Source organism: Paenibacillus sp. BR1-192 (genome assembly GCF_029542445.1).
Classification (GTDB): domain Bacteria; phylum Bacillota; class Bacilli; order Paenibacillales; family Paenibacillaceae; genus Paenibacillus_AQ; species Paenibacillus_AQ lautus_A.
Map to the genome: position 1 here is coordinate 2,683,501 of NZ_CP120718.1, position 24,897 is coordinate 2,708,397.

Below are 24,897 nucleotides of genomic sequence, written 5' to 3' on the forward strand. Positions count from 1 at the left end.
TGTTCTACGTGGAACAATGATTAACCCCTTGGATTAAAGCTTAGCCTAGCGCGATTTGCTGCGCTGTGTTGAGTTCCGACAAGCCGGTAAGCTTGATCAGAACGTCCTTAGGAACGTCTTTATCCACCGTCAGCAGCATGATGGCCTCGCCGCCGATCACTTTACGTCCCACCTGCATGGAGGCGATGTTGACATCGTTCTCGCCGAGCAGGGTTCCGACACGTCCGATAATGCCCGGTTTATCGTTGTGGGAGATCAGAATCAGATGGCCTTCCGGTGAGATATCGACAGGGAATTTATCCAGACGTACGATTCGTTCGCCGTATCCCAGAAGAAGCGTACCCGCAACGATTCGTTCCAGGCCGTTTTGCGTTTTCAGCGTAACGGTAACGAGATTGGTGAAGTCTTTGGTTTTTGGCGTCTGCGACACAACGACATGCAAATCGCGGCTCTTCGCCAAATGCATGGAGTTGACAATGTTCACTTCGCTTCCGAGGTGGCGTTCCAGCACGCCCTTAACGATGTAGCGGGTCAGGGCCTGCGTATCGACTTCAGCCAGCTCGCCTGCATAGTCGACGTGAATCTCCTTTACCGCGTGTGCGGTGATCTGGGCCGCTACACTGCCCAATTTCTCGCCGAGCGAGAAGTAAGGCTGCAGCTTGTTCATGACGCTTGCGGCTACAAGCGGGAAGTTGACCGCATTCTTAAACGGTTCGTTGCGCAGGATATGCAGCACTTGCTCGGAAACGTCGATCGCAACGTTCTCCTGGGCTTCAACAGTGGATGCACCCAGATGCGGAGTGACGATAACCTTCGGATGGTTAAGGAACGGATGATCGCTTTCAGGCGGCTCATGTTCGAATACGTCAAATGCGGCTCCGGCTACAATGCCTTCATCGATGGCTTCCACGAGCGCGCGCTCGTCAATGATGCCGCCACGGGCACAGTTCACGATGCGCATGCCGCGTTTCATGACCTCGAATTGCGGTCTGGCGATCATGTGGCGCGTCTCCGGCGTAAGCGGAGTATGAACCGTGATGAAGTCTGCGTTCCGGATAATGTTATCCACGGAGGAAAGCTTCACGCCCAGTTTATCCGCACGTTCTTCCGTCAGGAACGGATCGAAGGCCAGAATGTTCATGCCGAAAGCCTTGGCGCGTTTAGCCACCTCGCTGCCGATCCGTCCCATGCCCATAACGCCCAGCGTTTTGTTGCGAAGCTCTACGCCGAGGAAGGATTTGCGATCCCAGGTTCCGCCTACCGTTTTGGCATAAGCTTGAGGGATGTGGCGGGCGAGGGCAATCATCATAGCAAACGTATGCTCTGCCGTCGTAATCGTGTTGCCGTCAGGTGCATTGATGACAACGATCCCGCGCTTTGTTGCCGCTTCAAGATCAATGTTGTCCACGCCTACGCCGGCACGGCCAACCACCTTGAGATTGGTTCCTGCATTCATGATGCGTTCTGTAACGCGCGTCTGACTCCGAACGAGGAGTCCGTCGTATTCACCGATAATGGCAGTGAGCTCGTCTTCGTTAAGCCCGGTTTTTTTGTCTACCTGCACATCGGCGGCGTCCATTAACTGCTGGATCCCCAAATCGCTGATCGGATCCGATACCAATACTTTAAACATGGTTTCTCTTCCTCCTTAAAATCCACTATAAAATGCGGTACTGCAATATTGAATAAGGATTACGCTTAGCGCGCGCTCCGTTATACACCAGAGATTCCGATAAAGCTGCAAGAGGTCTATACAGGTTTGACGCGGTGTCGTGGCAAAGAGACAGGAACATAAAAAACTCTCAATCCGCATACTACCTCCGTAGTAAGGGACGAGAGTTATTCGTGGTGCCACCCTTATTCGCTGCCAAGATGCGGCAGCCTCAAGCGGTCTGTTCAGACCATGATTGGTAACGGATATCATCCGATTTGCGCCTACTCCAAGTTTCAGCGAAATATCTCAGGAACGCTCAAGAATACTTTACGCCACCGATTTGCACCAACCATCGGCTCTCTGAGGACGTTACGGTTTCTTTTTTTCCGTCATCGGTTTTCACAGATTAATTTTTTCATAATGTATCATGGCTCTAACATTGTGTCAATAGGTGTTTATTTAGGCTAACCGCCTAGGAGCAGGGGAAGAAACGAGGGATAGCCTTGAATGTCATGCCGTTAATTTGCTATGATGCATATGCCCGCCTATGATTAAATTATACTAATATTACTGTGGTTGTACACGAAGATATCTTAAAAATCAAGATGAAAGACAGGCCCATCTTCTATGAAAAAATTTAAAATACGCGTTAAAAGAATCGAAGCCCACCAGTTGAACGATCGGCTGCTGCTCATCAATCTGTATCTTACGCAAGCGTTGACGCTTATCGTCGGTTTGATCTGGATTTTGTTTCAGAACCGGAATCCGTTCGGATTATTTGTTTTTCCGAAGGAAATCGAGTTTGTTTATTGGGGTCTGGGACTTGCTGCAGCGATGCTGGCAGTCGACTTTGTATTGTCCCGGTTTGTGTCGGAGGATAGCATGGACGACGGCGGGATCAATGAAATGCTGTTCAGGAAAAGGCCGGTTTGGCATATATTCGTTATCGCCCTGATCGTGTCCATCTGCGAGGAATTATTGTTTCGCGGAGCGATACAGCATGCGTTCGGACCGTATTGGACAAGCATCTTGTTCGCGCTGATCCATGTCCGATATTTAAAGCATTGGCTGCCGACTGGATGGGTTTTCTTGAGCAGTTACGGTCTGGGCTACGTCTATATACAAACGGGTACCATTTGGGCGCCAATTCTGTGCCATTTTCTGATAGATTTCATATCGGGAATGTTGATACGGTTTCGGAGGAAAGAGGAACATGAACGAGCTTAGCAGAATGCAACGACATCAGGGCCGAAATAAAGGCCGGAAGAACAAGTCATCGGCTCAATCCGAAAAAAGAGCGGCGGAAAAGCCGCTGCAGGCAGGAGGGAATCGGAGTCGATCTAAATCCCAAGCTCCCGCAAGCACTGCGGTACCGAAGCCGCGGGGCGGCAGCGCGGCGGATGGATTAAGCCGGTCCAGATCGACAAGGTCAAACCAGAATCCGATAGAGGAAGAGGTTTCGGCGCCTAAACGAACGAATACATATTCCTCCTATCGCGTAAGAATGAGCAAGTGGTTTGTGAACTCATTAATTGTCATCTTCATATTGTTAATGGTAGGTCTTCTGTGGTGGGGACTTATCGGAGCGCCTCCATTAAGGGAATTGTTAAAGGAGATATTATGAGTGTGTTGATGTGGATAGCGGGTGCTGCGGCACTCGGTGCAGGCGCAATCGGCTGGATGAGGGCTGAAGCCCAGGGCTATAGGCTGCGTGAAGAGGAAGTGGTATCCGAGCGTATTCCGCGGTCGTTTGACGGGTTACGGATGCTGTTCATCACCGACATACATCGCAGACAACTGTCTGAAGAGAAGCTATTATCCAATATATCATCGGTGGATTGCGTGCTCCTGGGCGGAGATATTACCGAAAAAGGGGTGCCCTTTGAGCGGTTGAGACATAACATGTCGGTTTTGGCCCGCCTCGCCCCCGTGTATGCCGTACTGGGAAATCACGACCTGTATGCAGGCAAGGACGCCGTTCGCAAGGTATTGCGGGATAGCGGGGTCATTCTGCTGAATGACAAGACCGTCAAGTTGAAGCGGGATGACGAGTGCCTTGTCCTTAGCGGAGTTAGGCAGCCGGCAAGCAGGAAACATCCGTATACGAAATTCCGGGGAAATGCTGCGGAGGACCAGTATCACATCATTCTGGTGCACGATCCGATATGGCTCAAAGGCAAGGAAGAAACGCACGGGGATCTCCTGCTGGCAGGACATACCCATGGAGGACAGATTGTGCTGCCGATTGCCGGAGCGGTTCGTCTGGAGCGTTTTTACAAGAATTTTAAATCCGGTTGGTATACGCTGCCGAGGAAGGCAGGAGAGCCTATCCACTCCTCCAGGCTGCTGATCAGCCGGGGGTTCGGCACTTCCCATATTCCGCTGCGCTTGAAATGTCCGGCGGAATATCATGTGATTACATTACGCAAAAAACCTTAATTCGATCGTCGGATGTTTGACGGCAGAATTAAGGTTTTTCCGGTTTTTCGGGTTATCTTATTTTAGGCTCGATCCATTGCGGATCCACGAATCCATACCCTTTGGCCTCGAGCTTGGTCAGCAAAGTGTCCAGAGCGTCGGCAGTCCACGGAAGCTCATGCATCAGAATATTGCTGCCGGGATGAAGCTGCTCGAGCACGTTGCTCACAACGGCATCGGGTTTGTTTTTGTTTTTGCTTTCCCAATCCAGGGAACCGTTGGACCAAGTCATAAACAGCAGGTCATGCTCCAGCGCGACTTCCTTGACGGTATCTCCGCCGGAGCCGAACGGAGGCCGGAAAAACTTCGGTTCCGCTCCCGTCGCTTCCTTAACGATCTTCTGGACGTCCCCGATCTGTTTCTCGACCTTCTGTTTGCTTTCCTTTTTCAGGTCGATATGATCCCAGGAATGATTGCCGATGACTTGACCGCGGTCATGGATCAGCTTCAGCAGTTCGGGATGCTCCTTCGCGCGGTATCCGTTCACGAAGAAAATGGCTTTGGCTTCATGCTTGTCGAGCGTATCGATCATGCGGTTGATCATTTTTTCATCCTTGGGACCGTCGTCAAAAGTGAGCAGCACCACCTTTTCGGGTACGGATTCATCGTTTGGTACGATTCGGTACACCTTATTCATGTGGTATTTCGGTTCGGACGGAGCCTCGGCTTCCGGATCCTTGACGGACTCTTCGGACGGGTCCGGAGAACCCGGGGATTTACTCGAGCTCGCGCTGGACGGGGCTTCAAGCTTGTCCTGTTCGGCCGAAGGATCGGTGTTTTCTTTCGGAGGGGACACCTGCCCGGCGGATTCGTTTTGCTGCGTCGTCTGGGTATTACCGCCTTCCATAGCCGCGCCTTGCTTCTGAGCGGCGCCGTTGCTGCCGCATGCACTGAGCATCAGGCAGCAGGCCAACAGAAGGACTGTTCGTGTTCTAACCATGATTCCATCTCACTTTCCTGTATTTATGTAGCATGAGTTCCTGGCGGTGCGAGAACAATAAACTCGAGTTTATCATAGAAGGAGGTATCATTTGTGAAGACTTCGTCATTTCTATATGGTGTCATTATCGGAGCCGTTGCATCCCGTATGATTTCCCGGAAAAACGGCATGTTCTTCTCCTCGATGATGAAAGACGCGAATCTTGGCCGGTTTGCGAATACCGCGATGAGTAAAATTCAAGGCAACAAGAGCCAGTTTAGCGGCTCCAGCCGAGAAAGCGTGTCTCCCAGTCCAGGCCGACATGATTCCACTCATTCCAATGGAACTGCAGGGGTACAGGCATCGACTCATTCGAAGGCTGCCAACCTGAAGCAGGTCAAGGATTTCATCCGAAACAACCCTGATGTGAAGACCGAAGTCGAACAGATTTTGAAAGAGACCCACACCGTCATACCGGGTTTGTAAACGGCATCAACCTTTTTGAATCATTCTCGGGGAACGGCCTCACGAATCCCTGTGAATGATTCTTTTTTCTTCAGCTACATATTTACGTGCATTTGTGGGTATTAAATGATAAAATCAATTATATAAAACCATTTTTATCACGTCATAATCCAGACATCATAATTTGTTATAAACTTTTGTTTACGTAAGGAGGATCCTGTCATGAAAATAGAGCGTTTGAGTCAAGATAAGATACGGATTTTCCTCACGTTTGACGATCTGAGTGAGCGTGGGATCCAGAAGGAAGAGATGTGGCAGGAAATACCGAAAGTTTATGACCTGTTTACGGAGATGATGGATCAGGCATACAGTGAACTCGGATTTGATGCCACCGGACCTCTTGCCGTTGAGGTGTTTGCACTGCCTGCCCAAGGCATGGTGGTTATTGTGACGAGAGGGAAATACGATCATCATTTCGGCGGCTTGTCCGAAGAAGATATGCCGGACGAGATTTATGAAATGGAAGTAACGCTGGATCAAAGTGATACCATCGTCTATGTTTTTCAGGATTTTGAAGTGCTCATTGAAGCATCGCATATGTTGAAGGACCTTGTAGGCGGAGCGGGCAAGCTCTATCACTATATGGATAAATGGTTTTTGTACTTCGAGCCCGAGGAATTGGATAGCGAGAAGCTGCCGGCTATAATCGCGATGCTGGCCGAGTTCGGCGAATCCTCTTCGGTAACGGAGGCTATGCTGGAGGAATACGGGAAGAAAGTGATGCCTCAGCAAGCGGTTGAGGTAATCTGTACACACTTCCAGCGTCAGCATTAATCAATGTGGGCGTGCGTGCCGGACTTCAGGCCCGCAACTAACGGAAGGGGAATTTCAGTGCTGGTGTTCTCGATCATTGCGTCAGCTTTGGCGCCGGGACTCGCATTGCTCACGTATTTTTACCTGAAGGACAGGTATGATCAAGAACCCCTGCACATGGTGATCAAAGTGTTCATGCTAGGGGTTCTGATCGTTTTCCCGGTCATGATTTTGCAGCGGGGAATGATACTATGGCTTGGCGACAATCCGGTAGTCAACTCACTGTTCGTTTCGGCGGGCGTTGAGGAATTTTTAAAATGGTTCGTGATGTATCATATTATTTTTAACCATACGGAATTTGACGAACCTTATGACGGCATACTATATGCAGTGGCAATATCGCTGGGATTTGCTACGGTAGAGAATTTACTTTACGCTTGGTACAGCCAGGCAGCCTTCGGCCCGATGTTCATGCGGGCGCTGCTGCCCGTTTCGGGTCACGCAATGTTTGGCGTTATCATGGGATACTACATGGGACATGCGAGGTTCACGGAAGGGAAACGAAGAAGATTCTTCCTCGTGCTGTCCATGGTTCTGCCTTGGATGTGGCATGGTCTTTATGACCTGATTCTGAATTTGCTGACCCACACATGGGTATGGTTTATCGTTCCGCTAATGGTTCTGCTGTGGTATGGCGGCATGGGCAAAATCTCCAGAGCGAACAACCGCTCTCCTTTCCGCTTCATTAACCGGGAGGAAGAGGTTAATACGTAACAAATCAGGGCACACTTCATTCTATAGACCTTGGCTGACAGCCAGGGAATCATAGAAAGGGAGGTGCCTTTTTTGCGTGTAAAAGTGAAAATTCTTTGCAAGGATTGCGGTGAGCGATTCGTATTGCGCGGAAAGAAGGAGCAGGGCCGGATCGAAACCGGATTTAAGCAGTGCCTGTGCAACAACCGGGATCACTTCGATATTGAGGAAGATTTCTAATTGATGAAGGAATGATCCAGGGATGCATAAGACTTCTTTCTTCTAGTCAAACTAACGGCAGTGAGTAGAAGAAAGGAGACTATCGCATCATGTACAAACGATTAAGCGCTATTCTGTTTCCTGTAGCCACCATATTATTGATCGGGGCTCTGGTTTGGGGATATCAAGAAAATAAAGAAAAGAACGCCATATTGATTAACGCCGAGAACCAGTACCAACGGGCTTTCCATGACTTGTCGTACAATATGGACAGGATTCATGCCGAGCTCGGCAATACGCTTGCGGTCAGCTCGACTTCCCAAGGGATGCACCGGAAGGGTCTGATGAATGTATGGCGCCTGACCAGCCAGGCGCAGAACGAAATCAGCCAACTGCCGCTAACGCTGCTTCCGTTCAACAAAACCGAAGAGTTCCTGTCCCGGATATCGAATTTTGCTTACAAAACGGGCGTGCGCGATTTAACGAAGGAACCGCTTAGCGAGAATGAGGTCAAAACGTTGAAATCGTTATACGCCAACTCCGGCGAAATCACGAAGGATTTGCAGCATGTGCAGAACAAGGTCATCGCTAACAGTCTGCGCTGGATGGACGTAGAAACGGCCTTGGCTACGAATAAAGTCGAAGATAACTCGATTATTGACGGATTCAAAACGGTGGATAAAAAAGTAGAGGCTTACCCTGAGCTTGATTGGGGACCATCGGTAAGCAGCATTTACGACAGACGTTCCGTGAAGCAGCTGGCAGGCATGCCGGTCTCGGAGGAGGATGTGAAGCGCAAAGCGCTGAAATTCTCCGACACGGGCAATCAAGCCAACGTACAAGTGACGAAGAACGGTAGCGGTACCGAGTGGGTATCCTACACGGCCAAAGTCAAACACCCGAAAGGCCATATGCTCAGCATGGATTTCACCGAAAAAGGCGGCCAGCTGATCTCCTACACGGATGAACGGAATGTCGGCGCCAAGAGAGCATCCGTTCAGGATGCCATCGACAAAGCCCAGCAATTCCTGACGAAAAAAGGCTATTCCGACATGACGGTCGTATCGGCCGACCAATACGATAACCTGGCCAACTTCTCTTTTGTGCGCGAAGAAGACGGCGTGCTGATATATCCTGAGAAAATCACCGTGCGCTCCGCCATGGATAACGGCGAGGTCATCGGATTTCAGGCGAGCGACTTTGTTTACGAGCACCAGGTGAAGCGCGATATCCCGCAGCCGAAGCTCAGCCTCGCCGAAGCGGAGAAGGTTTTGAACCCTGAATTCAAGGTGCTCTACCACCGCAAGGCCTTAATCAAAAACGACCGTTCCGAAGATGTGCTGTGTTATGAGTTCGGCGGACGCATCAACGGCTCCCAGTACCGGATTTACATTAATGCGGATACGGGCCTGGAGGAAACGGTCGAGGTCGTTAAGGATGCGCAGGCAGGAATTAAATAGCCGTTTCTTGATGCCATATAAGCCGGTTCAGGCGATTTCCTGAATCGGCTTTTTGCTTACCGGAGAACTGCTGCAGAGCAGCCAGTATAGTGTCTAAGGAATACATCTGTATCCCGGGGAAAGACATGAATCGACCGGATTCGAAGATTTTATCCCATGGTCCCGCTCATCCCGTGATATAATGGAAAATAATGATTATGATGAATTAGTGGGTGAGCGCATTGTATCCAAAGATCAACGACGTCCTCTATATCCAGTTGGATACGGGGGATGAGAAGGAAGCCAGCATTGTTTACAAATCCCGCATTTCCGACATGGATGACGAATCGATGTATATGGAGGTTCCGCTTCAGGAAGGAACGGGGAGGCTGAAGAAGCTGTATATTGGGGACGAGCTTTCCGCTTATTTTTTGACGGAGGGCGGAGTCAAGAACTTCTTCAATTCCTATGTCCTGAGTCACCATGAAGACGTTATACGCCTGGTTCGCATCAAAAAGCCGGAGCCGGATCAGATCACGAAGGTGCAGAGAAGGAGCTTTCTGAGGGTACAAGCCGAGCTCGAGTTAGCGGTGATGGCCAAAGACGGCACGCGGTTGCTGACCAAAACCGATGATGTCGGCGGAGGAGGGGTATCCTTTTACCTGGAACCCGACAAATCGTTTGCGGAAGGGAGCTTATTAAGCTGCTGGATCCTTATTCCGTTCAAGAACGGATCGGTGGAGCATGTCCCTTTTGAAGGCGAAGTTGTCAGGGTCAAGCAGCTGCCAGGCAATCGAAGCATCGTCATGCTGAAGTTTAATCAGATCGTAGATATGGAGCGTCAGAAGCTGATCCGTTATTGCTTTGAGCGCCAGTTTGATTTTCGCAACCGTTGATGCATAAAATGGACAAGCCGGTGGCACACTAGCGGAAAATTTTGTGTCGGAAGGACCGTGTGCTTATGTCCCAGTCATCTAACGATCAAAATCAGCTGCGGCGAAAAACTAGGCAGGATCCCATGTCCGACGATAAAGGACAAGCTCTTCATGACCGATACGGTCAAGTACTGCTTAAGCTGCTGATAGGGCTCGCATTCGCTTTGGTGATCGTCCAGCTGCTATTGCATTATGAACCAAGCCGGCCCTACCTTTCGCCGATTCAGCAGATGGAGGGCGTTCCCGTTAATGAGCCAAATGTAAACGATTGGATGGGAGAAAACACCCCTTCTCTTTTGCATCGCTCTAGCTAGTGTGGTATAATTTTCACGTCGCAGGCGGGCGCCTGCTTTTTTCTTGAAATATGAGATCGTACCTTGTTTATCTCGGACTTTCTTGTATATTTTCACTAGAGGAACGGTGATCCCGTCCCTGATCGGATGGTAAGCCCTTTCGATTTCGAGGTATATGTTTGAGGAGGAATGCCCCGTTGGTTATGCAGGGGACAGGTTATCGCGACAGAATTAATATTGCCATCGACGGTCCGGCAGGCGCGGGCAAAAGCACGGTAGCGCGTATGGTAGCCAGCAGGCTGCAGTACATCTACGTGGATACCGGCGCCATGTACAGGGCAGTCACCTGGTTCATGCTGAACCAAGGGATTTCTCCGGAAAATCCCGAAAAAGTGCTTCAACATGCACAAAACATGGTGATTGAATTAAAACCGCATGAAAATGGTCAAATGGTTTGGCTGAACGGGGAAGACGTCACGCCATATATTCGTTCACATCAGGTTAGTGCAGTGGTATCCCAATATGCACGAATCGAAGGTTTGCGAATAAAGCTTGTCCGTTTACAGCAGCAAATGGCACTGGATAAGGGCGTTGTCATGGATGGACGCGACATCGGCACGACGGTTTTGCCGGATGCTGAAGTGAAGATTTTCATGACGGCCAGTGTCAAGGAACGTGCGCTCCGCCGCTTCCATGAGTTAAGTGATGAAGGCATAACGCTGGAACAATTGGAAAGAGATATCGCAGAACGCGACAGGCTGGACCAGGAACGTGAAGTGTCCCCGCTCCGATGCGCAGAGGATGCCATCATACTGGATACGACGCATATGGATATCAATCAGGTTGTCGAAGCGATTCTTTCATATTGCGAAACTTAATGGGGATGGGGAGAAATAGGCATGATTTACGTTTTTTGCAGAGCGGTGGTCCGCGGTTTGTTCGCTATTCTCTACAGATTCGAATCTGTCGGCGTACATAACATACCTTCGGAAGGCGGCGTGCTAATCTGCAGCAATCACATTAGCGTACGAGATCCGATTTCTGTCGGCATCCACGTCAAGCGCCAAGTGAAGTTCATGGCCAAAGCCGAGCTGTTCAACATTCCGGTGTTCGGATGGCTGGTTCGTCAGCTTGGGGCCTTTCCGGTTAAGCGCGGGGGCGTAAGTAAAGATTCCATCAAAACCGCTCTTACGATCTTGCGTTCGGGCGAGATTATGGGAATCTTCCCTGAAGGCACGCGCAATTCGGATGCAACCGCGGCGAAACGTGGCGCGGCAAGCTTCGCTCTCCGCAGTGGGGCAACGGTCGTACCGGCTGCCATCATTGGAGACTACAAGCCGTTCCGAAAGGTAAAAATCATCTACGGCGCACCCGTGGATCTGTCCCGGTTCGAAGGTGACAAGTCACCGGAGGCACTGGATGGGGCAACCGAATTGATCATGGCCAAGATTCACGAAATGCGAGCCAGCGGCAAACCAACCGAGAACTGATTTATTCGCTCCATGCATAAAAAGCATGGGAAGGTTGGAAAGATACTACAGCAATTATGTTTTGAACTTCGCGAATGCGAGTTTAAATAAATGGGGTTTGAATTGAGGAGGTTATTTGACATGTCGGAAGAAACAAGAAATCAAGAGGCTGCTGAAAACCAAGAGCAGCTGGACCAAATCGTATCCTTGAAAAAAGGGGACACCGTGAAAGGGACGATCGTCAAACTGGAGGACAACCAAGCTTACGTAAGCATTGGATATAAATATGACGGCGTAATTCCTGTTCGCGAACTGTCTTCTGTACAGCTTGATAATGCATCGGATGCGGTTCAGGTTGGCCAAGAGGTAGAGTGCAAGGTCGTTAGCATCAACGACGACAAGGAAAGCCTGGTTCTTTCCAAGCGCGCGATCGACACCGAGAATTCTTGGGATGAGCTTGAGAAGCATTTTGCGGATCAGGACGTATTCGAAGTAACGGTGGCCGACGTGGTTAAAGGCGGACTTGTAGCCGATGTCGGCGCACGCGGCTTTATTCCTGCTTCCATGGTCGAGCGTCATTTCGTTGAAGACTTCAGCGACTACAAAGGCCGCACGCTTCGCGTAAAAGTGAAAGAGCTGGACCGCGAGAACAACAAAGTGATTCTTTCCCAGAAGGACGTTCTGGAAGAAGAGTTCGAAGCGAACAAACAAAAAGTGATGTCCGAGCTTCAAGACGGACAAGTGCTGGAAGGCACCGTGCAACGCCTCACGCAATTCGGCGCATTCGTTGACGTTGGCGGCGTGGACGGTTTGGTTCACGTATCCGAGATCGCTTGGAGCCATGTTGACAAGCCATCCGATGTATTGTCCGAAGGCGATCAAGTGCGCGTGAAAGTGCTGAAAGTGGATCCTGAAAAAGGCAAAATCAGCCTCAGCATCAAAGCGGCTGCTCCGGGTCCTTGGGAAACAGCTGGCGAGCAATTCAACACGGGCGACATCGTAACGGGCGTCGTAAAACGTCTGGTTACTTTCGGAGCTTTCGTTGAATTGGCACCAGGCGTAGAAGGTTTGGTTCATATCTCCCAAATCTCCCACAAGCATATCGGTACTCCGCAAGAAGTACTGAAGGAAGGCCAAGAAGTTCAGGTTAAAGTACTTGACATCAACACTTCCGAGCAGCGTATCAGCCTGAGCATCAAAGAAACCGAAGAAGCGCCAGCTCAAGCTCCGCGAGCTGAAAAACCGTCCAAAGGTCCTAAAATCGACCTGAAAGACAACCCGAACGTTTCTTTGAACAACCAAGGCATGAGCGTTACGCTTGGCGAGCGTTTCGGCGATAAGCTGAGCAAATTCAAGTAAGCCCGGGAACAGTTTTGTTCGGTCTATTGACCTATCATAACGAAGTCGGCGAACCCAGAAATCTGGGTTCGCCATTTGTTTTTTTAGGGGACGAACGTTTACGGATGTTGTAACATGGGGTAGAGCATAATAGAAATGCAGATGAAAGGTTAGCCAATTGTAACGTTTTTTGCTATGATGATAATCGTAAGAATTGACAGGAGGAGTGACTATGGCAAGACCCGTAGTGGCTATCGTCGGAAGGCCTAACGTCGGTAAATCCACCATATTTAACCGATTGATCGGCGACAGATTAGCCATCGTTGAAGATAAACCGGGGATTACCCGTGACCGGATTTACGGCAGTGCCGAATGGAACGGTAAAGCGTTCAGTGTCATCGATACAGGCGGTATCGAAATCGACGGCGATGACATGATTTTGAAATCCATACGCATGCAAGCCGAGCTTGCGATTGAAGAAGCGGATGTCATCGTATTTATGTGCGATGCGAAGACGGGGGTTACCCAATCGGACGAGGAAGTTGCACAGATTCTGTTCCGTTCCGGTAAACCTGTCATACTCAGCGTAAACAAAGTGGATAATTTGAAGCGCGCTGATGATATCTATGAGTTCTATTCCCTCGGATTTGGCGATCCTGTCGGGATATCAGGCAGCCACGGCACAGGGATCGGCGACCTCTTGGACGTTGTCGTCGAGAACCTGCCGGAACTGGAAGACGACGAATATGACGAGGATGTTATTCGTGTCGCCTTGATCGGCAGACCGAATGTGGGTAAATCTTCTCTCGTCAATGCCATTCTGGGAGAAGAGCGCGTCATTGTCAGTGACGTTGCGGGCACGACCCGCGATGCGATCGATACGCCATTCGAGAAAGACGGGCAGCGGTATGTCCTCATCGATACGGCAGGCATGCGCAAACGCGGAAAAGTGTATGAAACCACCGAGAAATACAGCGTCATGCGTGCCATGCGGGCCATCGAGCGGGCGGATGTCGTTCTCGTGCTCATCAACGGGGAAGAAGGCATTATCGAGCAGGACAAGCATATCGCCGGTTATGCTTATGAGGCCGGTAAAGCGTCTTTATTTGTCGTCAACAAATGGGATATGGTCGAGAAAGACGACAAGACGATGCAGCAGTTCGAGAAAAAGATCCGGGACCATTTCCTGTTCATGACCTATGCGCCGGTCGTATTCTTGTCGGCCAAGACGAAGCAGCGCCTGCAGAAGCTGCTCCCTGTCGTTAAACATGTGGCCGATCAGCATTCCCTTCGCGTGCAGACGCATTTGCTTAACGATGTCATATCCGATGCGATTGCGATCAACCCGCCTCCAACGGATAAGGGAAGAAGATTGCGCATTAACTATTCAACACAGGTGGCGGTCAAGCCGCCGACCATGGTCGTATTCGTCAACGATCCGGAATTGATGCACTTCTCATATGAGCGTTACCTTGAGAACAAGATTCGGGCCGCTTTTGACTTTGAAGGTACACCCATCAGGATATTTACTCGAAGAAAGTCTGATGAGAGTTAGGGGAGAATAGCTTGATTCTGGAGATCGTAGCGATTGTAGTTTGTTATTTACTTGGTTCGGTAAGCTTTAGCGTACTGCTTGCCAAAATCCTGAAAGGGATCGACATTCGTCAGCATGGCAGCGGGAACGCCGGGGCAACCAATACCCTTCGCGTCCTGGGAAAAGGACCTGCCATTCTGGTATTGGCTTTGGATGTAATTAAGGGCATCGCTGCGGTTTGGATCGGACGATGGCTCGGGGGAGACAATGCGTGGCTGCCGGGGTTATGCGGCATTGCCGCCATCATCGGTCATAATTGGCCTCTTTACTTCCGCTTTCGAGGCGGCAAAGGAATTGCAACCGCCATTGGGGTGCTTGCTACGCTCTGCTTCATTCCAGCGCTTATAGCAGGCATTATCGCCATTCTATCCATTGTTTTTACCCGTTATGTATCTTTGGGTTCCCTTATTTTTGTAGTGCTTACCCCTGTTTTCCTCTTGATCGCGGATTATTCCTGGCCGATCTTTTGGACAAGCTTGATCATATGCGTATTCGCCTTCTGGCGTCATCGCTCGAACATCGTGAAGCTTGTACAGGGACGTGAAAACAAGCTTGGTTCCGGAAAAGGAAAGGACAAAGGAGGGAAGCGCGTTGTCTGACAAAGTCGCTGTTCTGGTGGCAGGCAGTTGGGGAACCGCTTTGGCAAGTGTTCTCGCTTCGAATGATCTGGATGTTGTCGTCTGGACGAGAACGGAGGAACAGACCCGTGAAATTAACGAACTGCATACCAACAACCGTTATTTGCCCGGGGTGGAGTTATCTTCGAACATTCGCGCCACGACCGATATGGAAGAGGCGGTCTCTTCGGCTGCTGCCGTAGTTATCGTTGCACCATCGTCCGCGATGCGGGAGGTTTCGGGCCAGCTGAAGCAGTATTGGAGCGAAGATATGCTGGTGATTCACGCAACCAAAGGATTCGAGATTGAATCCCTGAAGCGGATGTCGACCGTCATATCCGAAGAGCTGGGCTGCGAGGAAGGCCGCGTAGTCGTACTATCAGGACCCAGCCATGCGGAGGAAGTGGTGAGACGCTGCCCTACAACGGTCGTTGTGGCATCCTTGGACGCCAAGGCCGCCGCCGCCGCCCAGGATCTGTTTATGAACACGTATTTCAGAGTGTACACGAACCGGGATATGATCGGCGTGGAATTGGCCGGAGCGCTGAAAAATATTATCGCTTTGGGCGCCGGCATGTCCGACGGATTGGGCTTCGGCGACAACGCCAAGGCAGCGCTTATTACGAGGGGATTGGCAGAAATTTTGCGAATCGGCATGGAGATGGGTGCGAATCCGCTGACGTTTGCCGGGCTTGCCGGGATCGGCGACCTCGTGGTTACCGCTACGAGCCAGCACAGCCGGAACTGGCGTGCAGGCTCGATGCTTGGGCAGGGCAAGAAGCTTGATGAGGTTCTCGCATCCATGGGGATGGTGGTGGAAGGAATACGCACGACCAAAGCCGCGCATGCCATTTCCGAGAAATACGGGGTGCAGATGCCGATTGCCGACCAGCTGTACCATGTGTTGTTTAAAGACCGGAATCCCCGCGTCGCCGTGGAAGCCTTAATGGGTCGGGACCCCAAGACCGAGATGGAAATGATGCCGCTCGAGACTTGGGAGCAATGGCACACCTAGCTTATTCACCATTCCGAGGATTGACTCATATATTGATGTGAGGATGTCGGAGGAGGGGTGGAAATGAGCAAAAGCTTTCACAAGGATGTACTGAATGCGATTAACAAGAAAAGCGGTAAGAAAATTTCTTCAGGGGCTGTCAATAAGCTGGCTAGCACGGTTAAGCCGTCTACTATGCAAAATGAAGCCCAGCTCCGCCAGCTGATCAAGCAGGTATCTGCTATGGCGAACATACCTGTCAGCGAGGACACGATTCAGGAAATTGTCGGAGCGGTGAAGAAGAGCGGCATGAATCCGAGCAATATGGAAGCCTTGATGAAAATGATGATGAACAAATAAGATATGCTGATCATGAACAAAAGACGCATCCTTTGCGGGAATGCGGCTTTTGTTCTTTTTTTTCGCCATACTCAGGGTGAGGCACTATCATTTTCGTGATATAATAGGTTGAATAATTTGAAGAGAGATTGGAGAGTTTCGTGACATGGATCCGATGCAAAAGATGTGGCTGTCCCTTGTCGCATTATTGATTATGGCGCTGTCCGTCATCGTGGTTACGCTTGCGCGAAGCAAGACCAAAGGTTTTCTGCGCGGCACGCTATCGTTTGTGGCCTTTATGATGATGATTTTCGGTTTTATTATCGGACTGGCTTCCATCATTTAATATGGGAAGCCGCTTCCGGGATGATACGGTAAAGGGGTGCAGCATGACGCTGAATGATCTGCCGGAATTGGAGAAGGCGTTAGCTACCGCCATTCACAAACTGAATCAGGCTCCTGTCGCTTGGCTGCTGGGTGGAAGCTGCTGCTTGCTCCTTCAGGGCGTAGAATTAGGCAAGCCGCCGAGGGATATCGATATTTACGCCGATGCAGGGGGATTCAGCCGCTGCATGAGACGCTGGCCCTTCTGGCAGCAGACGCTCCCCGGCTGGATCAGGAAGGGATATATTCTTCCATTCTGAGCCACTATGAATTAGAGAAAGTCCCGATTGAACTTGTAGGCGGATTTGAAGTGAATTCGGAGGGTTCCTCCTATCGCGTTGAAATCGATCAATTGCTCTATCCTGCAGCGCCAGCGCGCCACATACGGGACGTCACGGTACGGCTGATGCCGTTATCCCACGAACTGGTGTTTAATGTGCTTCGAGACAGACCGGATCGTTACGATGCCATTGCGGAGACGATGTTGAGGGATATGAACCAACATTTGCCGCTGCTTCAGCGGTTGTTAAGCCGAAATCGGTTGAGCGAGGAACATCGGATGGTATTGAAGCGATTAATCGGACTACAGCCATAGCACGGTAATCGAACCGGCAGCATGGAAGAGCGGGTACATAAGAAAAGGAGCGGTTTGCCGTTGGAGTACGAGGTATTATTTCTGCCGGATCAGAAGAAGGTCAGGGTTCGTCCGAACACGAATGTGCTGGATGCCTCGCGTCGTGCCGGTGTACGCATTCCGACCCGTTGCGGAGGCAAAGCAGGCTGTCTGATGTGCAAGATCCTGGTACCGGATGAGGAACGCGGACATTGCTCTGCTCCTGAGACCAAGGAAATCAGGAAGCTGGGAACGTCGATGATGGAACAAGGCTACCGGTTATCCTGCCAGACGAGGATTACGAGCCATTTGAAGGTGATAATCCCTGAGGATCCCCTTAAAGCCGCGATACGCAAGCAGTTGGAGGCAGCGAGGAACCGGGTGTCCGATGACTTTATTTAAAGCGAAGGATGATGTTAGTTGAGTATGAACACTTGGATGACCCAAGCGGCTGGCCGTACGAAGCGGATGTCTGCCGTCTTAGTCCTGGTGCTGTTTCCAATGTTGCTGACAGGTTGTCTATATCCTGACGAGAGGCTGCAGGAGAACAAGGTTTCCTATAGGGAAAGTGTCAAACGGATTCAGTCGGCCGTGGACGATTTTTATCAAGAGCAAGGAATTCTGCCGATCATTACGGCAGGCGCGGAAATTCCGAAGTATGAGAAATACCGGGTCGATTTGGATCAGCTGAAGGGCCGAGGATATATCGACCAAATTCCGGATACGGCTTTCGAGAAAGGCGGCAGCGGTTATTTTCTCATTATTAATGAGGAAACCGAACCGACCGTGAAGGTCATGGACTTAACAACGGCTCAGAAGGTGAATGACGTTCAGCGAGCCGTGAATCTGTACAAAATGGCGAATGACAACGCCCTTCCGGCAGGGGAAGCCCTCTACCCGGGTTATACGGCGGTGGATTTGTCGAAAACCGAGGCCAAATCCCTTAAGTTAATGAGTGTATACTCGGGCCAGGAAATGCCTTTTATGATGGATGAAGAGGGCACGGTGTACGCCGATTATGCCTTTGATATTATGCAGGCTATCCAGAAAAACGGCTCCGAGCCCAAAGAAGGAGAGGATTTACGGGTGTTTCTGGAGAAGGAATCCTATTATGTACCCGTAAAATCCGTACCCTATGCATGGAAGGACGGGCAGCCTGTGGCTCAGCCCCTATCCTAAACCCGTACCCGCCGATATCGGCGGGTATTTTTTTGGTCCCGCCTGGTTGCCGGTTTCTGCCTGAAGAATGAGGTACGGCAGCCATAAGGCGGGTCTACTTTTTTATCCTCGAGTCTCTTCTTAGATCGTTTTTTCGAATAGGGCTGAATCTCTTTGGAATATCTAGTAAAGTCCGCGCATATTCATAATCTGAAAGAGTAGTGCGGGCAAGAGCCGGTTGCCCACATCATGAGGCACTAGAAAGCGTCTGAATGGCGTGACAGCGCGAAGACAGACCGTGCCCCGAGCGGTGGTTTTTCTTGCGGTATTCGATTGCGTGTCTGGCAGTTGCAGGCATATTCGATATCTTAAAAAAAACTGGACGGACTTTAAGGGGCAACCGTCATATTTTTGAACCCGGTACATATGATGTTACTAGTCCAAATGCATGTACGAGTTACGCCGCTTTGCCGTTTCCATCCAAACTCATGGAATACCGGCGGCGGGATGCTGGCGACATTGTAAAGGCTGCTCATCTGTTGCAATGGCTTTGGCTATGAGTGGAACACGAAGCGGATGCTCTTAAAGCATTTTTCCTTCGGAGTAATTTGAGGAGGGGATCTCTTTTGGAAAAAGTGGACATTTTTAAGGACATTGCCGAACGGACCGGAGGGGACATTTACTTAGGTGTTGTCGGTGCCGTCCGTACGGGAAAATCAACTTTCATCAAGCGGTTTATGGAGACGGTTGTTCTCCCGAACATTACGAACGAGGCGGATCGAGTAAGAGCTGTCGATGAGCTGCCTCAAAGTGCTGCAGGAAAACGATCATGACGACCGAGCCGAAATTCGTGCCGAACAACGCGGTACAAATCAAGGTTACGGATGGCCTTGAGGTCAACGTAAGATTGGTCGATTGTGTTGGTTATGCCGTTGAAGGCGCCAAGGGTTACGAGGACGAGAATGGCCCGAGAATGATCTCGACGCCATGGTTCGAAGAGCCGATTCCGTTCCAGGAAGCGGCCGAAATCGGAACCCGCAAAGTCATTCAGGAGCACTCCACGCTTGGCGTCGTTGTCACGACGGACGGAAGCATTGCGGAGATCCCGCGAAGCTCTTATGTTGAGGCCGAGGAGCGCGTCATCGAGGAACTGAAGGAAGTCGGCAAGCCGTTTGTTGTTGTCATTAACTCGACGCGTCCCCGCAGCGAAGAAGCCCTTCAGCTGCGCAATGAGCTGGCAGAGAAATACGACATTCCGGTCATGACGCTGAGTGCGGCCACCATGACCGATGATGACGTGACCGGTGTGCTTCGTGAGGTATTGTATGAGTTCCCGGTGCATGAAGTGAATGTCAATCTGCCTAGCTGGGTTATGGTGCTTAACGAGAACCACTGGCTCCGCAGCAACTATGAAAACTCGGTGAGAGATACCGTGAAAGATATCCGCCGTCTGCGTGACGTGGATCGTGTGGTTAGCCAGTTCATGGAATATGATTTCATCAACCACGCCGGACTCAGCGGCATGAATATGGGTCAGGGCGTTGCCGAGATCGACCTCTTCGCGCCTGACGAACTGTATGACCGGATCTTGATGGAGGTCGTGGGTGTCGAGATCCGAGGCAAGGATCATCTGCTGCAGCTGATGCAGGAGTTCTCCCATGCCAAACGGGAATACGACCGCTTCGCCGAAGCGCTTGAGATGGTCAAAACGACGGGGTACGGCATCGCCGCTCCTTCCCTGGCCGAGATGGCGCTTGATGAGCCTGAGCTCATCCGTCAAGGCACCCGCTTCGGGGTAAGATTGAAAGCGACCGCGCCATCCATTCATATGATTCGGGTGGACGTGGAATCCGAGTTCTCGCCGATCATCGGCACGGAGAAGCAGAGCGAGGAGCTTGTGCGCTACCTGATGCAGGACTTCGAGAACGATCCGATCAAAATTTGGGAATCCGACATATTCGGACGCTCGCTGCACTCGATCGTCCGTGAAGGAATCCAAGGAAAAATCGCGATGATGCCGGACAATGCCAGATACAAATTGCAGGAAACCTTGGGTCGCATCATTAACGAAGGCTCCGGCGGTTTGATCGCAATCATTCTTTAAGTGGGCGCCGAAAAGGTGTTGAAAATGCAGTCGCTAACGGGTCAAAAGTCCCGATTAGCGGCTGTTTTTCATGTTTTCTTTGACCCAGCAAAGCAAAACGCTTGAAATTATGAGATGGCTGTATTACTATAAATTTGTTCCGCGTCATGCATTCTAAACGCGAGATAGGGGTAAAATACCCGATTGCACGTATAATTTGCGGTAAAACGGAAACAGTGAATAGCAAGTGGAGCACATTCCTTGTTAGGGAGGTGAAAGAATGAATAAATCGGATCTGATTACACAAGTAGCTGAATCTACTGAGCTTTCCAAGAAAGATGCAACAAAAGCGGTTGATGCCGTTTTCGATGCAATCTCCGAAGCATTGCAAAGTGGAGACAAGGTACAACTGGTCGGTTTTGGCAACTTCGAGGTTCGCGAGCGTTCCGCACGGAAAGGCCGCAACCCGCAAACAGGTGAAGAAATCGAAATCCCTGCGAGCAAAATTCCTGCATTTAAACCTGGTAAAGCGCTCAAAGACGGAATCAAATAAAGATTTCTACATATTACCTAAGAGCACAGGTCGTGAATTCGTTCACGGCCTTTTCTTTTTAGGCTTACGGCGAGGAGGCCTGGAAAATGGAGAACGTTCAGAACGGCGATTATTTTATTGTCAAAGCACTGGACCATGGCGTGCAGGTAATCGGTCTTACCCGCGGTCAGGATACCCGCTTTCATCATACCGAGAAGCTGGACAAAGGCGAAGTCATCATCGCCCAGTTCACGGATCATACGTCCGCGGTGAAAATACGCGGCAAAGCCGAGATCATGACCAAGCATGGGAAGATCGAATCCGGCATCTGAGGAAAATCATCATATAGAAAAAGCCCCGCCATTTCGGTGGGGCTTTTTTGTATTTCGAGTTTATTCGCGCGGAATGTGTGTTAACAAATTGTTAAAGGCACTTGCCGCTTTGTCGAACAATGGATATACTAGCGGGAATGGAATGAATAAAAATGCGAAAGGATGATTGCAGAAATCATGGCGAAACAATACAGAGACGGACAGTATATTGTGGTCCCTGAAAATCCGGTATCCATGTATTTGTTCAACAGTACGCGCTCGGCGTGGATATGGCTGCTGGTCAGGCTGTATCTCGGTTACGCGTGGTTAACGTCGGGCTTGAAAAAACTGACGGCCGAAGCCTGGACAGGAAGCGAAGCCGGAGCGGCCATTAAGGGCTTTGTCGGCGGCGCGCTGGCAAAAGCGGAAGAAGGAAAGGACGTAACCGGATGGTATGCTTCTTTCCTAGAGGGGTTTGTGCTTCCCAATGCCAAGCTGTTTGCCTATATGGTGGCCTTCGGCGAGGTACTGGTAGGACTCGGGCTGATTTTGGGCCTGCTGACCGGTATTGCCGCGTTTTTCGGCGGATTAATGAATGCCAGCTTTTTATTCGCGGGCACGGTAAGCTCCAATCCGTTGTTGTTTATTTTGGCGACATGGCTGGTGCTGGCCTGGAAAGTCGCGGGCTGGTACGGCTTGGACCGCTGGGCGCTGCCGCTGCTGGGTACGCCTTGGAGCCGCAAGCGCAAGGATAAGGATATTCCGGAACAAGTTTGATCCTGCCCAAAAGTAACATTCGTCACTTTCATCACGCGTTTGTCAAGTACAATTCGAACAGACCGCGGCCATGAAATCCTTTAATCTGAAATCAGATCAATATGGATAAAGGATGATGGTCATGGGAATCCGTGCTTTTTTTAAACTGGTGGAAATTCAGACGAAGGTTGCCAGCATGATCCCGTTCCTGTTCGGAACCTTGTATGCGCTGTTTCGTTTTCAGCAGTTCAATGGGTATCATTTTGCCCTGATGCTCGCATCATTGCTGTCGTTTGATATGGCAACAACGGCGATCAATAATTATTACGATTACAAAAAAGCGATTAAAAAGAACGGCTTCGGTTACGAGCAGCATAATGCCATCGTACGTTATAACCTGAAAGAGCCGGCGGTTGTGTCCGTCATCGCTCTGCTGCTGCTGACGGCCGTCGGATCCGGCATAGCGCTGTTCCTGTCCACGGGCTGGTTAATTCTGCTGCTTGGCGGAATGTCCTTCGCCGTTGGGATATTATATTCGTTCGGACCGATTCCGATTTCGCGGATGCCGCTAGGCGAGCTGTTCTCCGGATTGTTCATGGGGTTTGTCATCATCTTCATCTCGGCTTGGATCCATGCTGAGGGCAGCCATCTGGCGGTTATGGATATTCAAGGGAGCGTCCTCTCCCTTCAGGTGAACCTGCCCGAAGTGCTGCTGCTGCTGGTCGTGTCATTGCCGGCCATTCTCGGGATTGCCAACATCATGCTGGCCAATAACATCTGCGACATGGATGAGGATTTAGAGAACAGACGGTATACGCTGCCGGTATATATCGGCTTCAAGCATTCGCTGAGACTGTTCCGGGTTCTATACTGCCTTGCTTATCTGGACTTGGCGGCTCTTCTTCTGATGAAGGTGCACCCTGTGCTGGTTCTGCTGGTGTTCGTCACCATTGTCCCGGTATATAAAAAAGGAGCCGCATTCACCGCACATCCATCCAAAGAGAAAACCTTCGTGATCGCGGTGCAAAATTTCGTGGTCATGAATTTGGCCAGGATCGCGGCGCTGGCTGTGGCCGTGACATTGACCTCGCTTTCGCTTTTCTAACCGAATCCCGTTCGTTTTACCAGAAGCAGGCATAGCCTGCTTTTTTTCTTTATACAATGAGGTATGGACTTCAGAGGAGCGGAAGAAACTAGGAACAGAGGAGGTTTCGGTCATGAAGCATTGGCAATCCGTACAAGCGGTACTCTTGCCTGCGGCGATTGCATTCATCCTGCTTGGCCTGTTGATGGGGCTCCAATCGCAAGCTCGTTATAAGGTCGGCGCTGTACCCGCGGCGGTGCCTTATCACAGCCGCGAATTAAGCGATGCCAGCTTAGTGGATTCCCTGATGAGTCTACCTCTGAATCTGCAGATAAGCCGGGCGGACTATGAAGAAGGCGCTTTGACGCTGGATATCAAATTGAGCGATGCCACGGAGACGGCCTCCGAGGTTTACGAGGACATCGCCAGCATTATGTCCTATTCGTTCGATGGCACGGATAATGTGAGGCAGCTGTATCTCAGGGTGGTTGCCATCGATCGCTGGGGAGGAAAACGGTATATGCTGCTGGCCTCGAATATGAACAGGGAAGCATGGGATTCACGCTATGCGGAAGTCCTAACCCAGTTGGAGAACGAGGATGTGCCGCCTTCCGTCGCTGCTGCCCTGAACCTGACCTTTACGAATCTTTGGCCAAAGCAGTTCAGCGGCCCTGGAAAGGGGTAAAATAGTAGATGACAGGGCATGTACGTGCCCTGAACATGTGTTATAATAGATTGGATTGTGGGCTCAATTGGACAAAAGAACATCAAGTGCACGGAGGCTGAGAATGAAACCGTATCGCGTACCAGAACTGGCAGAGAAATATATAAACTATGATATGATTCAGAACCACACGGAACTTCCGGGTTTTCCGGATGCCCGTGTTCATTTGTTATACATATTTTTAATGGATTCGGGACGGAATATTGCCGGACACGAAGAATTGTACGCGCTGGTTACCTCACTGGTTCAGGTGGGACTCGATACGCATGAAAGCATCGACGTTACGGAAGGCAATCAAGGAGAGGCAATGATGCGATCCCGGCAGCTGAAAGTGCTCGCAGGGGATTACTTCAGCAGCCGTTTTTATCAGCTCCTGGCCCTGAAGGGCGAAATTGCCGTCATCTCGCTTCTGAGCAAAGCGGTTAGCGAAGTGAACGTGATGAAGATGAGATTATACGGCAAAATGAAAAAAAACCTGCTGCCTTCTGAAGAATATCTACAGCTAACGGTACAGCTGAATATGCAGCTGTTTCTTTCTTTTACTCCGCTGCTTGAGGTGTCCGTGCAAGAAACATGGGAGAAGCTGCTCAAGGAAATTACGGAATGTGAAACGCTTGTGCAGGAGATGGAACGCTGTGCGACGCCTGACATCGGCAGATGCGGCTACGCGTACTGGCATCTGATCGAGTCGGGAAGCGACGAGGAACGGAAAATGCTGGTGGGCAGAAAAACGGATATGAAGGATTGGCGGAAGCTGATTCTGAAGCATAAGGCTTCGGAGAAGCTGTTGGACAAGCTCCGGGAATCCGTCAGCGCCGTACAGCAGCTGCTGGGAGGCCGCGTGGGCGAGAGCCCGTACGCCGGTGTGCTGGACCCGTTTCTGAAACGGCTCAGCACATATCGGTCCGTCGTAAGTGAAGGGTAGGGGGATGC

Annotated in this window: 30 protein-coding genes, 1 pseudogene and 1 other annotated feature; of the genes and pseudogenes, 29 read left to right on the forward strand and 2 right to left on the reverse strand. The window is 50.6% G+C overall.

Annotation, left to right across the window (positions count from 1 at the left end; genetic code table 11):
• Positions 1–40: 40 nt before the first annotated feature.
• Positions 41–1,633, reverse strand: a complete 1,593-nt coding sequence (gene serA / locus P0X86_RS11875) for a phosphoglycerate dehydrogenase (protein WP_009595252.1) — start codon at positions 1,631–1,633, stop codon at positions 41–43.
• Positions 1,634–1,825: 192 nt separating this feature from the next.
• Positions 1,826–2,056, reverse strand: a binding site (T-box leader).
• 225 nt (positions 2,057–2,281) lie between these two features.
• Between serA and P0X86_RS11880 the strand changes: the two genes are divergently transcribed.
• From P0X86_RS11880 to P0X86_RS11890, 3 genes are read left to right on the forward strand one after another with little or no spacing between them, the layout of a single operon-like run.
• Entirely contained in the window at positions 2,282–2,881 is a 600-nt protein-coding gene (locus tag P0X86_RS11880) for a CPBP family intramembrane glutamic endopeptidase (protein ID WP_015734505.1), read from the forward strand.
• A complete protein-coding gene (locus P0X86_RS11885; protein WP_096773267.1) occupies positions 2,868–3,278 on the forward strand; it encodes a hypothetical protein in 411 nt (136 codons plus the stop codon). Before P0X86_RS11880 ends, P0X86_RS11885 begins: the two co-directional genes overlap by 14 nt.
• On the forward strand, positions 3,275–4,093 hold the full coding sequence (locus P0X86_RS11890) for a metallophosphoesterase (RefSeq protein WP_277748558.1): 819 nt from the start codon (positions 3,275–3,277) through the stop codon (positions 4,091–4,093). Before P0X86_RS11885 ends, P0X86_RS11890 begins: the two co-directional genes overlap by 4 nt.
• A 52-nt stretch (positions 4,094–4,145) precedes the next feature.
• On the opposite strand, the gene P0X86_RS11895 is transcribed toward P0X86_RS11890, so the two are convergent.
• Entirely contained in the window at positions 4,146–5,072 is a 927-nt protein-coding gene (locus tag P0X86_RS11895) for a polysaccharide deacetylase family protein (RefSeq protein WP_277748559.1), read from the reverse strand.
• A 93-nt stretch (positions 5,073–5,165) separates the two neighbouring features.
• Between P0X86_RS11895 and P0X86_RS11900 the strand changes: the two genes are divergently transcribed.
• The 26 genes and pseudogenes from P0X86_RS11900 (at position 5,166) to P0X86_RS12025 (ending at position 24,889) form a co-directional block, all read left to right on the forward strand.
• On the forward strand, positions 5,166–5,537 hold the full coding sequence (locus P0X86_RS11900; protein ID WP_213577763.1) for a hypothetical protein: 372 nt from the start codon (positions 5,166–5,168) through the stop codon (positions 5,535–5,537).
• Positions 5,538–5,738: 201 nt separating this feature from the next.
• The gene (locus P0X86_RS11905) at positions 5,739–6,350 is read left to right on the forward strand and encodes a genetic competence negative regulator (RefSeq protein WP_009595249.1); all 612 of its coding nucleotides are present in this window, start codon (positions 5,739–5,741) and stop codon (positions 6,348–6,350) included.
• 57 nt (positions 6,351–6,407) lie between these two features.
• The gene (gene prsW, locus P0X86_RS11910) at positions 6,408–7,103 is read left to right on the forward strand and encodes a glutamic-type intramembrane protease PrsW (RefSeq protein WP_090911039.1); all 696 of its coding nucleotides are present in this window, start codon (positions 6,408–6,410) and stop codon (positions 7,101–7,103) included.
• Between the two features lie 72 nt (positions 7,104–7,175).
• Positions 7,176–7,322 carry a hypothetical protein gene (locus P0X86_RS11915; protein WP_009595221.1) on the forward strand — a complete coding sequence of 49 codons (147 nt, stop codon included), beginning with the start codon at positions 7,176–7,178 and terminating at the stop codon, positions 7,320–7,322.
• Positions 7,323–7,411: 89 nt separating this feature from the next.
• Positions 7,412–8,761, forward strand: a complete 1,350-nt coding sequence (ypeB, locus tag P0X86_RS11920; RefSeq protein ID WP_096773271.1) for a germination protein YpeB — start codon at positions 7,412–7,414, stop codon at positions 8,759–8,761.
• A 212-nt stretch (positions 8,762–8,973) separates the two neighbouring features.
• Positions 8,974–9,636 carry a flagellar brake protein gene (locus P0X86_RS11925; RefSeq protein ID WP_015734514.1) on the forward strand — a complete coding sequence of 221 codons (663 nt, stop codon included), beginning with the start codon at positions 8,974–8,976 and terminating at the stop codon, positions 9,634–9,636.
• A gap of 122 nt (positions 9,637–9,758) precedes the next feature.
• Positions 9,759–9,989, forward strand: a complete 231-nt coding sequence (locus P0X86_RS11930; protein WP_255250448.1) for a DUF5359 family protein — start codon at positions 9,759–9,761, stop codon at positions 9,987–9,989.
• Between the two features lie 176 nt (positions 9,990–10,165).
• Complete coding sequence (gene cmk, locus P0X86_RS11935) at positions 10,166–10,846, forward strand: (d)CMP kinase (RefSeq protein ID WP_015734516.1); 681 nt, start codon at positions 10,166–10,168, stop codon at positions 10,844–10,846.
• A gap of 21 nt (positions 10,847–10,867) precedes the next feature.
• Positions 10,868–11,458 carry a lysophospholipid acyltransferase family protein gene (locus P0X86_RS11940; RefSeq protein WP_096773273.1) on the forward strand — a complete coding sequence of 197 codons (591 nt, stop codon included), beginning with the start codon at positions 10,868–10,870 and terminating at the stop codon, positions 11,456–11,458.
• A 120-nt stretch (positions 11,459–11,578) separates the two neighbouring features.
• On the forward strand, positions 11,579–12,796 hold the full coding sequence (gene rpsA / locus P0X86_RS11945; protein ID WP_015734518.1) for a 30S ribosomal protein S1: 1,218 nt from the start codon (positions 11,579–11,581) through the stop codon (positions 12,794–12,796).
• Between the two features lie 211 nt (positions 12,797–13,007).
• Positions 13,008–14,330, forward strand: a complete 1,323-nt coding sequence (gene der, locus P0X86_RS11950) for a ribosome biogenesis GTPase Der (RefSeq protein ID WP_009595099.1) — start codon at positions 13,008–13,010, stop codon at positions 14,328–14,330.
• Positions 14,331–14,341: 11 nt separating this feature from the next.
• Positions 14,342–14,968 carry a glycerol-3-phosphate 1-O-acyltransferase PlsY gene (gene plsY / locus P0X86_RS11955; RefSeq protein ID WP_009595194.1) on the forward strand — a complete coding sequence of 209 codons (627 nt, stop codon included), beginning with the start codon at positions 14,342–14,344 and terminating at the stop codon, positions 14,966–14,968.
• Positions 14,961–16,001, forward strand: a complete 1,041-nt coding sequence (locus tag P0X86_RS11960; protein WP_015734520.1) for an NAD(P)H-dependent glycerol-3-phosphate dehydrogenase — start codon at positions 14,961–14,963, stop codon at positions 15,999–16,001. The genes plsY and P0X86_RS11960 overlap by 8 nt, the downstream gene beginning before the upstream one ends.
• A 63-nt stretch (positions 16,002–16,064) precedes the next feature.
• The gene (locus P0X86_RS11965) at positions 16,065–16,340 is read left to right on the forward strand and encodes a stage VI sporulation protein F (RefSeq protein WP_009595189.1); all 276 of its coding nucleotides are present in this window, start codon (positions 16,065–16,067) and stop codon (positions 16,338–16,340) included.
• 145 nt (positions 16,341–16,485) lie between these two features.
• Positions 16,486–16,665 carry a DUF2768 family protein gene (locus tag P0X86_RS11970; protein WP_006209457.1) on the forward strand — a complete coding sequence of 60 codons (180 nt, stop codon included), beginning with the start codon at positions 16,486–16,488 and terminating at the stop codon, positions 16,663–16,665.
• Positions 16,666–16,708: 43 nt separating this feature from the next.
• On the forward strand, positions 16,709–16,963 hold the full coding sequence (locus P0X86_RS11975; protein WP_277748560.1) for a hypothetical protein: 255 nt from the start codon (positions 16,709–16,711) through the stop codon (positions 16,961–16,963).
• A gap of 50 nt (positions 16,964–17,013) precedes the next feature.
• Positions 17,014–17,298, forward strand: a complete 285-nt coding sequence (locus P0X86_RS11980; RefSeq protein WP_277748561.1) for a hypothetical protein — start codon at positions 17,014–17,016, stop codon at positions 17,296–17,298.
• Positions 17,299–17,358: 60 nt separating this feature from the next.
• A complete protein-coding gene (locus P0X86_RS11985) occupies positions 17,359–17,718 on the forward strand; it encodes a 2Fe-2S iron-sulfur cluster-binding protein (RefSeq protein WP_277748562.1) in 360 nt (119 codons plus the stop codon).
• 24 nt (positions 17,719–17,742) lie between these two features.
• Positions 17,743–18,495 (forward strand): hypothetical protein, encoded by a 753-nt coding sequence (locus tag P0X86_RS11990; protein WP_277749027.1) that lies wholly within the window; start codon positions 17,743–17,745, stop codon positions 18,493–18,495.
• A 605-nt stretch (positions 18,496–19,100) separates the two neighbouring features.
• Positions 19,101–20,578: pseudogene (gene spoIVA, locus P0X86_RS11995) on the forward strand (stage IV sporulation protein A).
• Between the two features lie 259 nt (positions 20,579–20,837).
• A complete protein-coding gene (locus P0X86_RS12000; RefSeq protein ID WP_006209463.1) occupies positions 20,838–21,110 on the forward strand; it encodes an HU family DNA-binding protein in 273 nt (90 codons plus the stop codon).
• Between the two features lie 86 nt (positions 21,111–21,196).
• The gene (mtrB, locus tag P0X86_RS12005; RefSeq protein ID WP_009595134.1) at positions 21,197–21,421 is read left to right on the forward strand and encodes a trp RNA-binding attenuation protein MtrB; all 225 of its coding nucleotides are present in this window, start codon (positions 21,197–21,199) and stop codon (positions 21,419–21,421) included.
• 177 nt (positions 21,422–21,598) lie between these two features.
• Positions 21,599–22,177: a DoxX family membrane protein gene (locus P0X86_RS12010; protein WP_277748563.1), complete on the forward strand. Its 579-nt coding sequence runs from the start codon at positions 21,599–21,601 to the stop codon at positions 22,175–22,177.
• 121 nt (positions 22,178–22,298) lie between these two features.
• Positions 22,299–23,261 (forward strand): prenyltransferase, encoded by a 963-nt coding sequence (locus tag P0X86_RS12015; RefSeq protein WP_096773278.1) that lies wholly within the window; start codon positions 22,299–22,301, stop codon positions 23,259–23,261.
• Between the two features lie 112 nt (positions 23,262–23,373).
• Positions 23,374–23,925: a hypothetical protein gene (locus P0X86_RS12020; protein ID WP_277748564.1), complete on the forward strand. Its 552-nt coding sequence runs from the start codon at positions 23,374–23,376 to the stop codon at positions 23,923–23,925.
• A gap of 103 nt (positions 23,926–24,028) precedes the next feature.
• Positions 24,029–24,889: a heptaprenyl diphosphate synthase component 1 gene (locus tag P0X86_RS12025; protein WP_015734527.1), complete on the forward strand. Its 861-nt coding sequence runs from the start codon at positions 24,029–24,031 to the stop codon at positions 24,887–24,889.
• Positions 24,890–24,897: the final 8 nt, after the last annotated feature.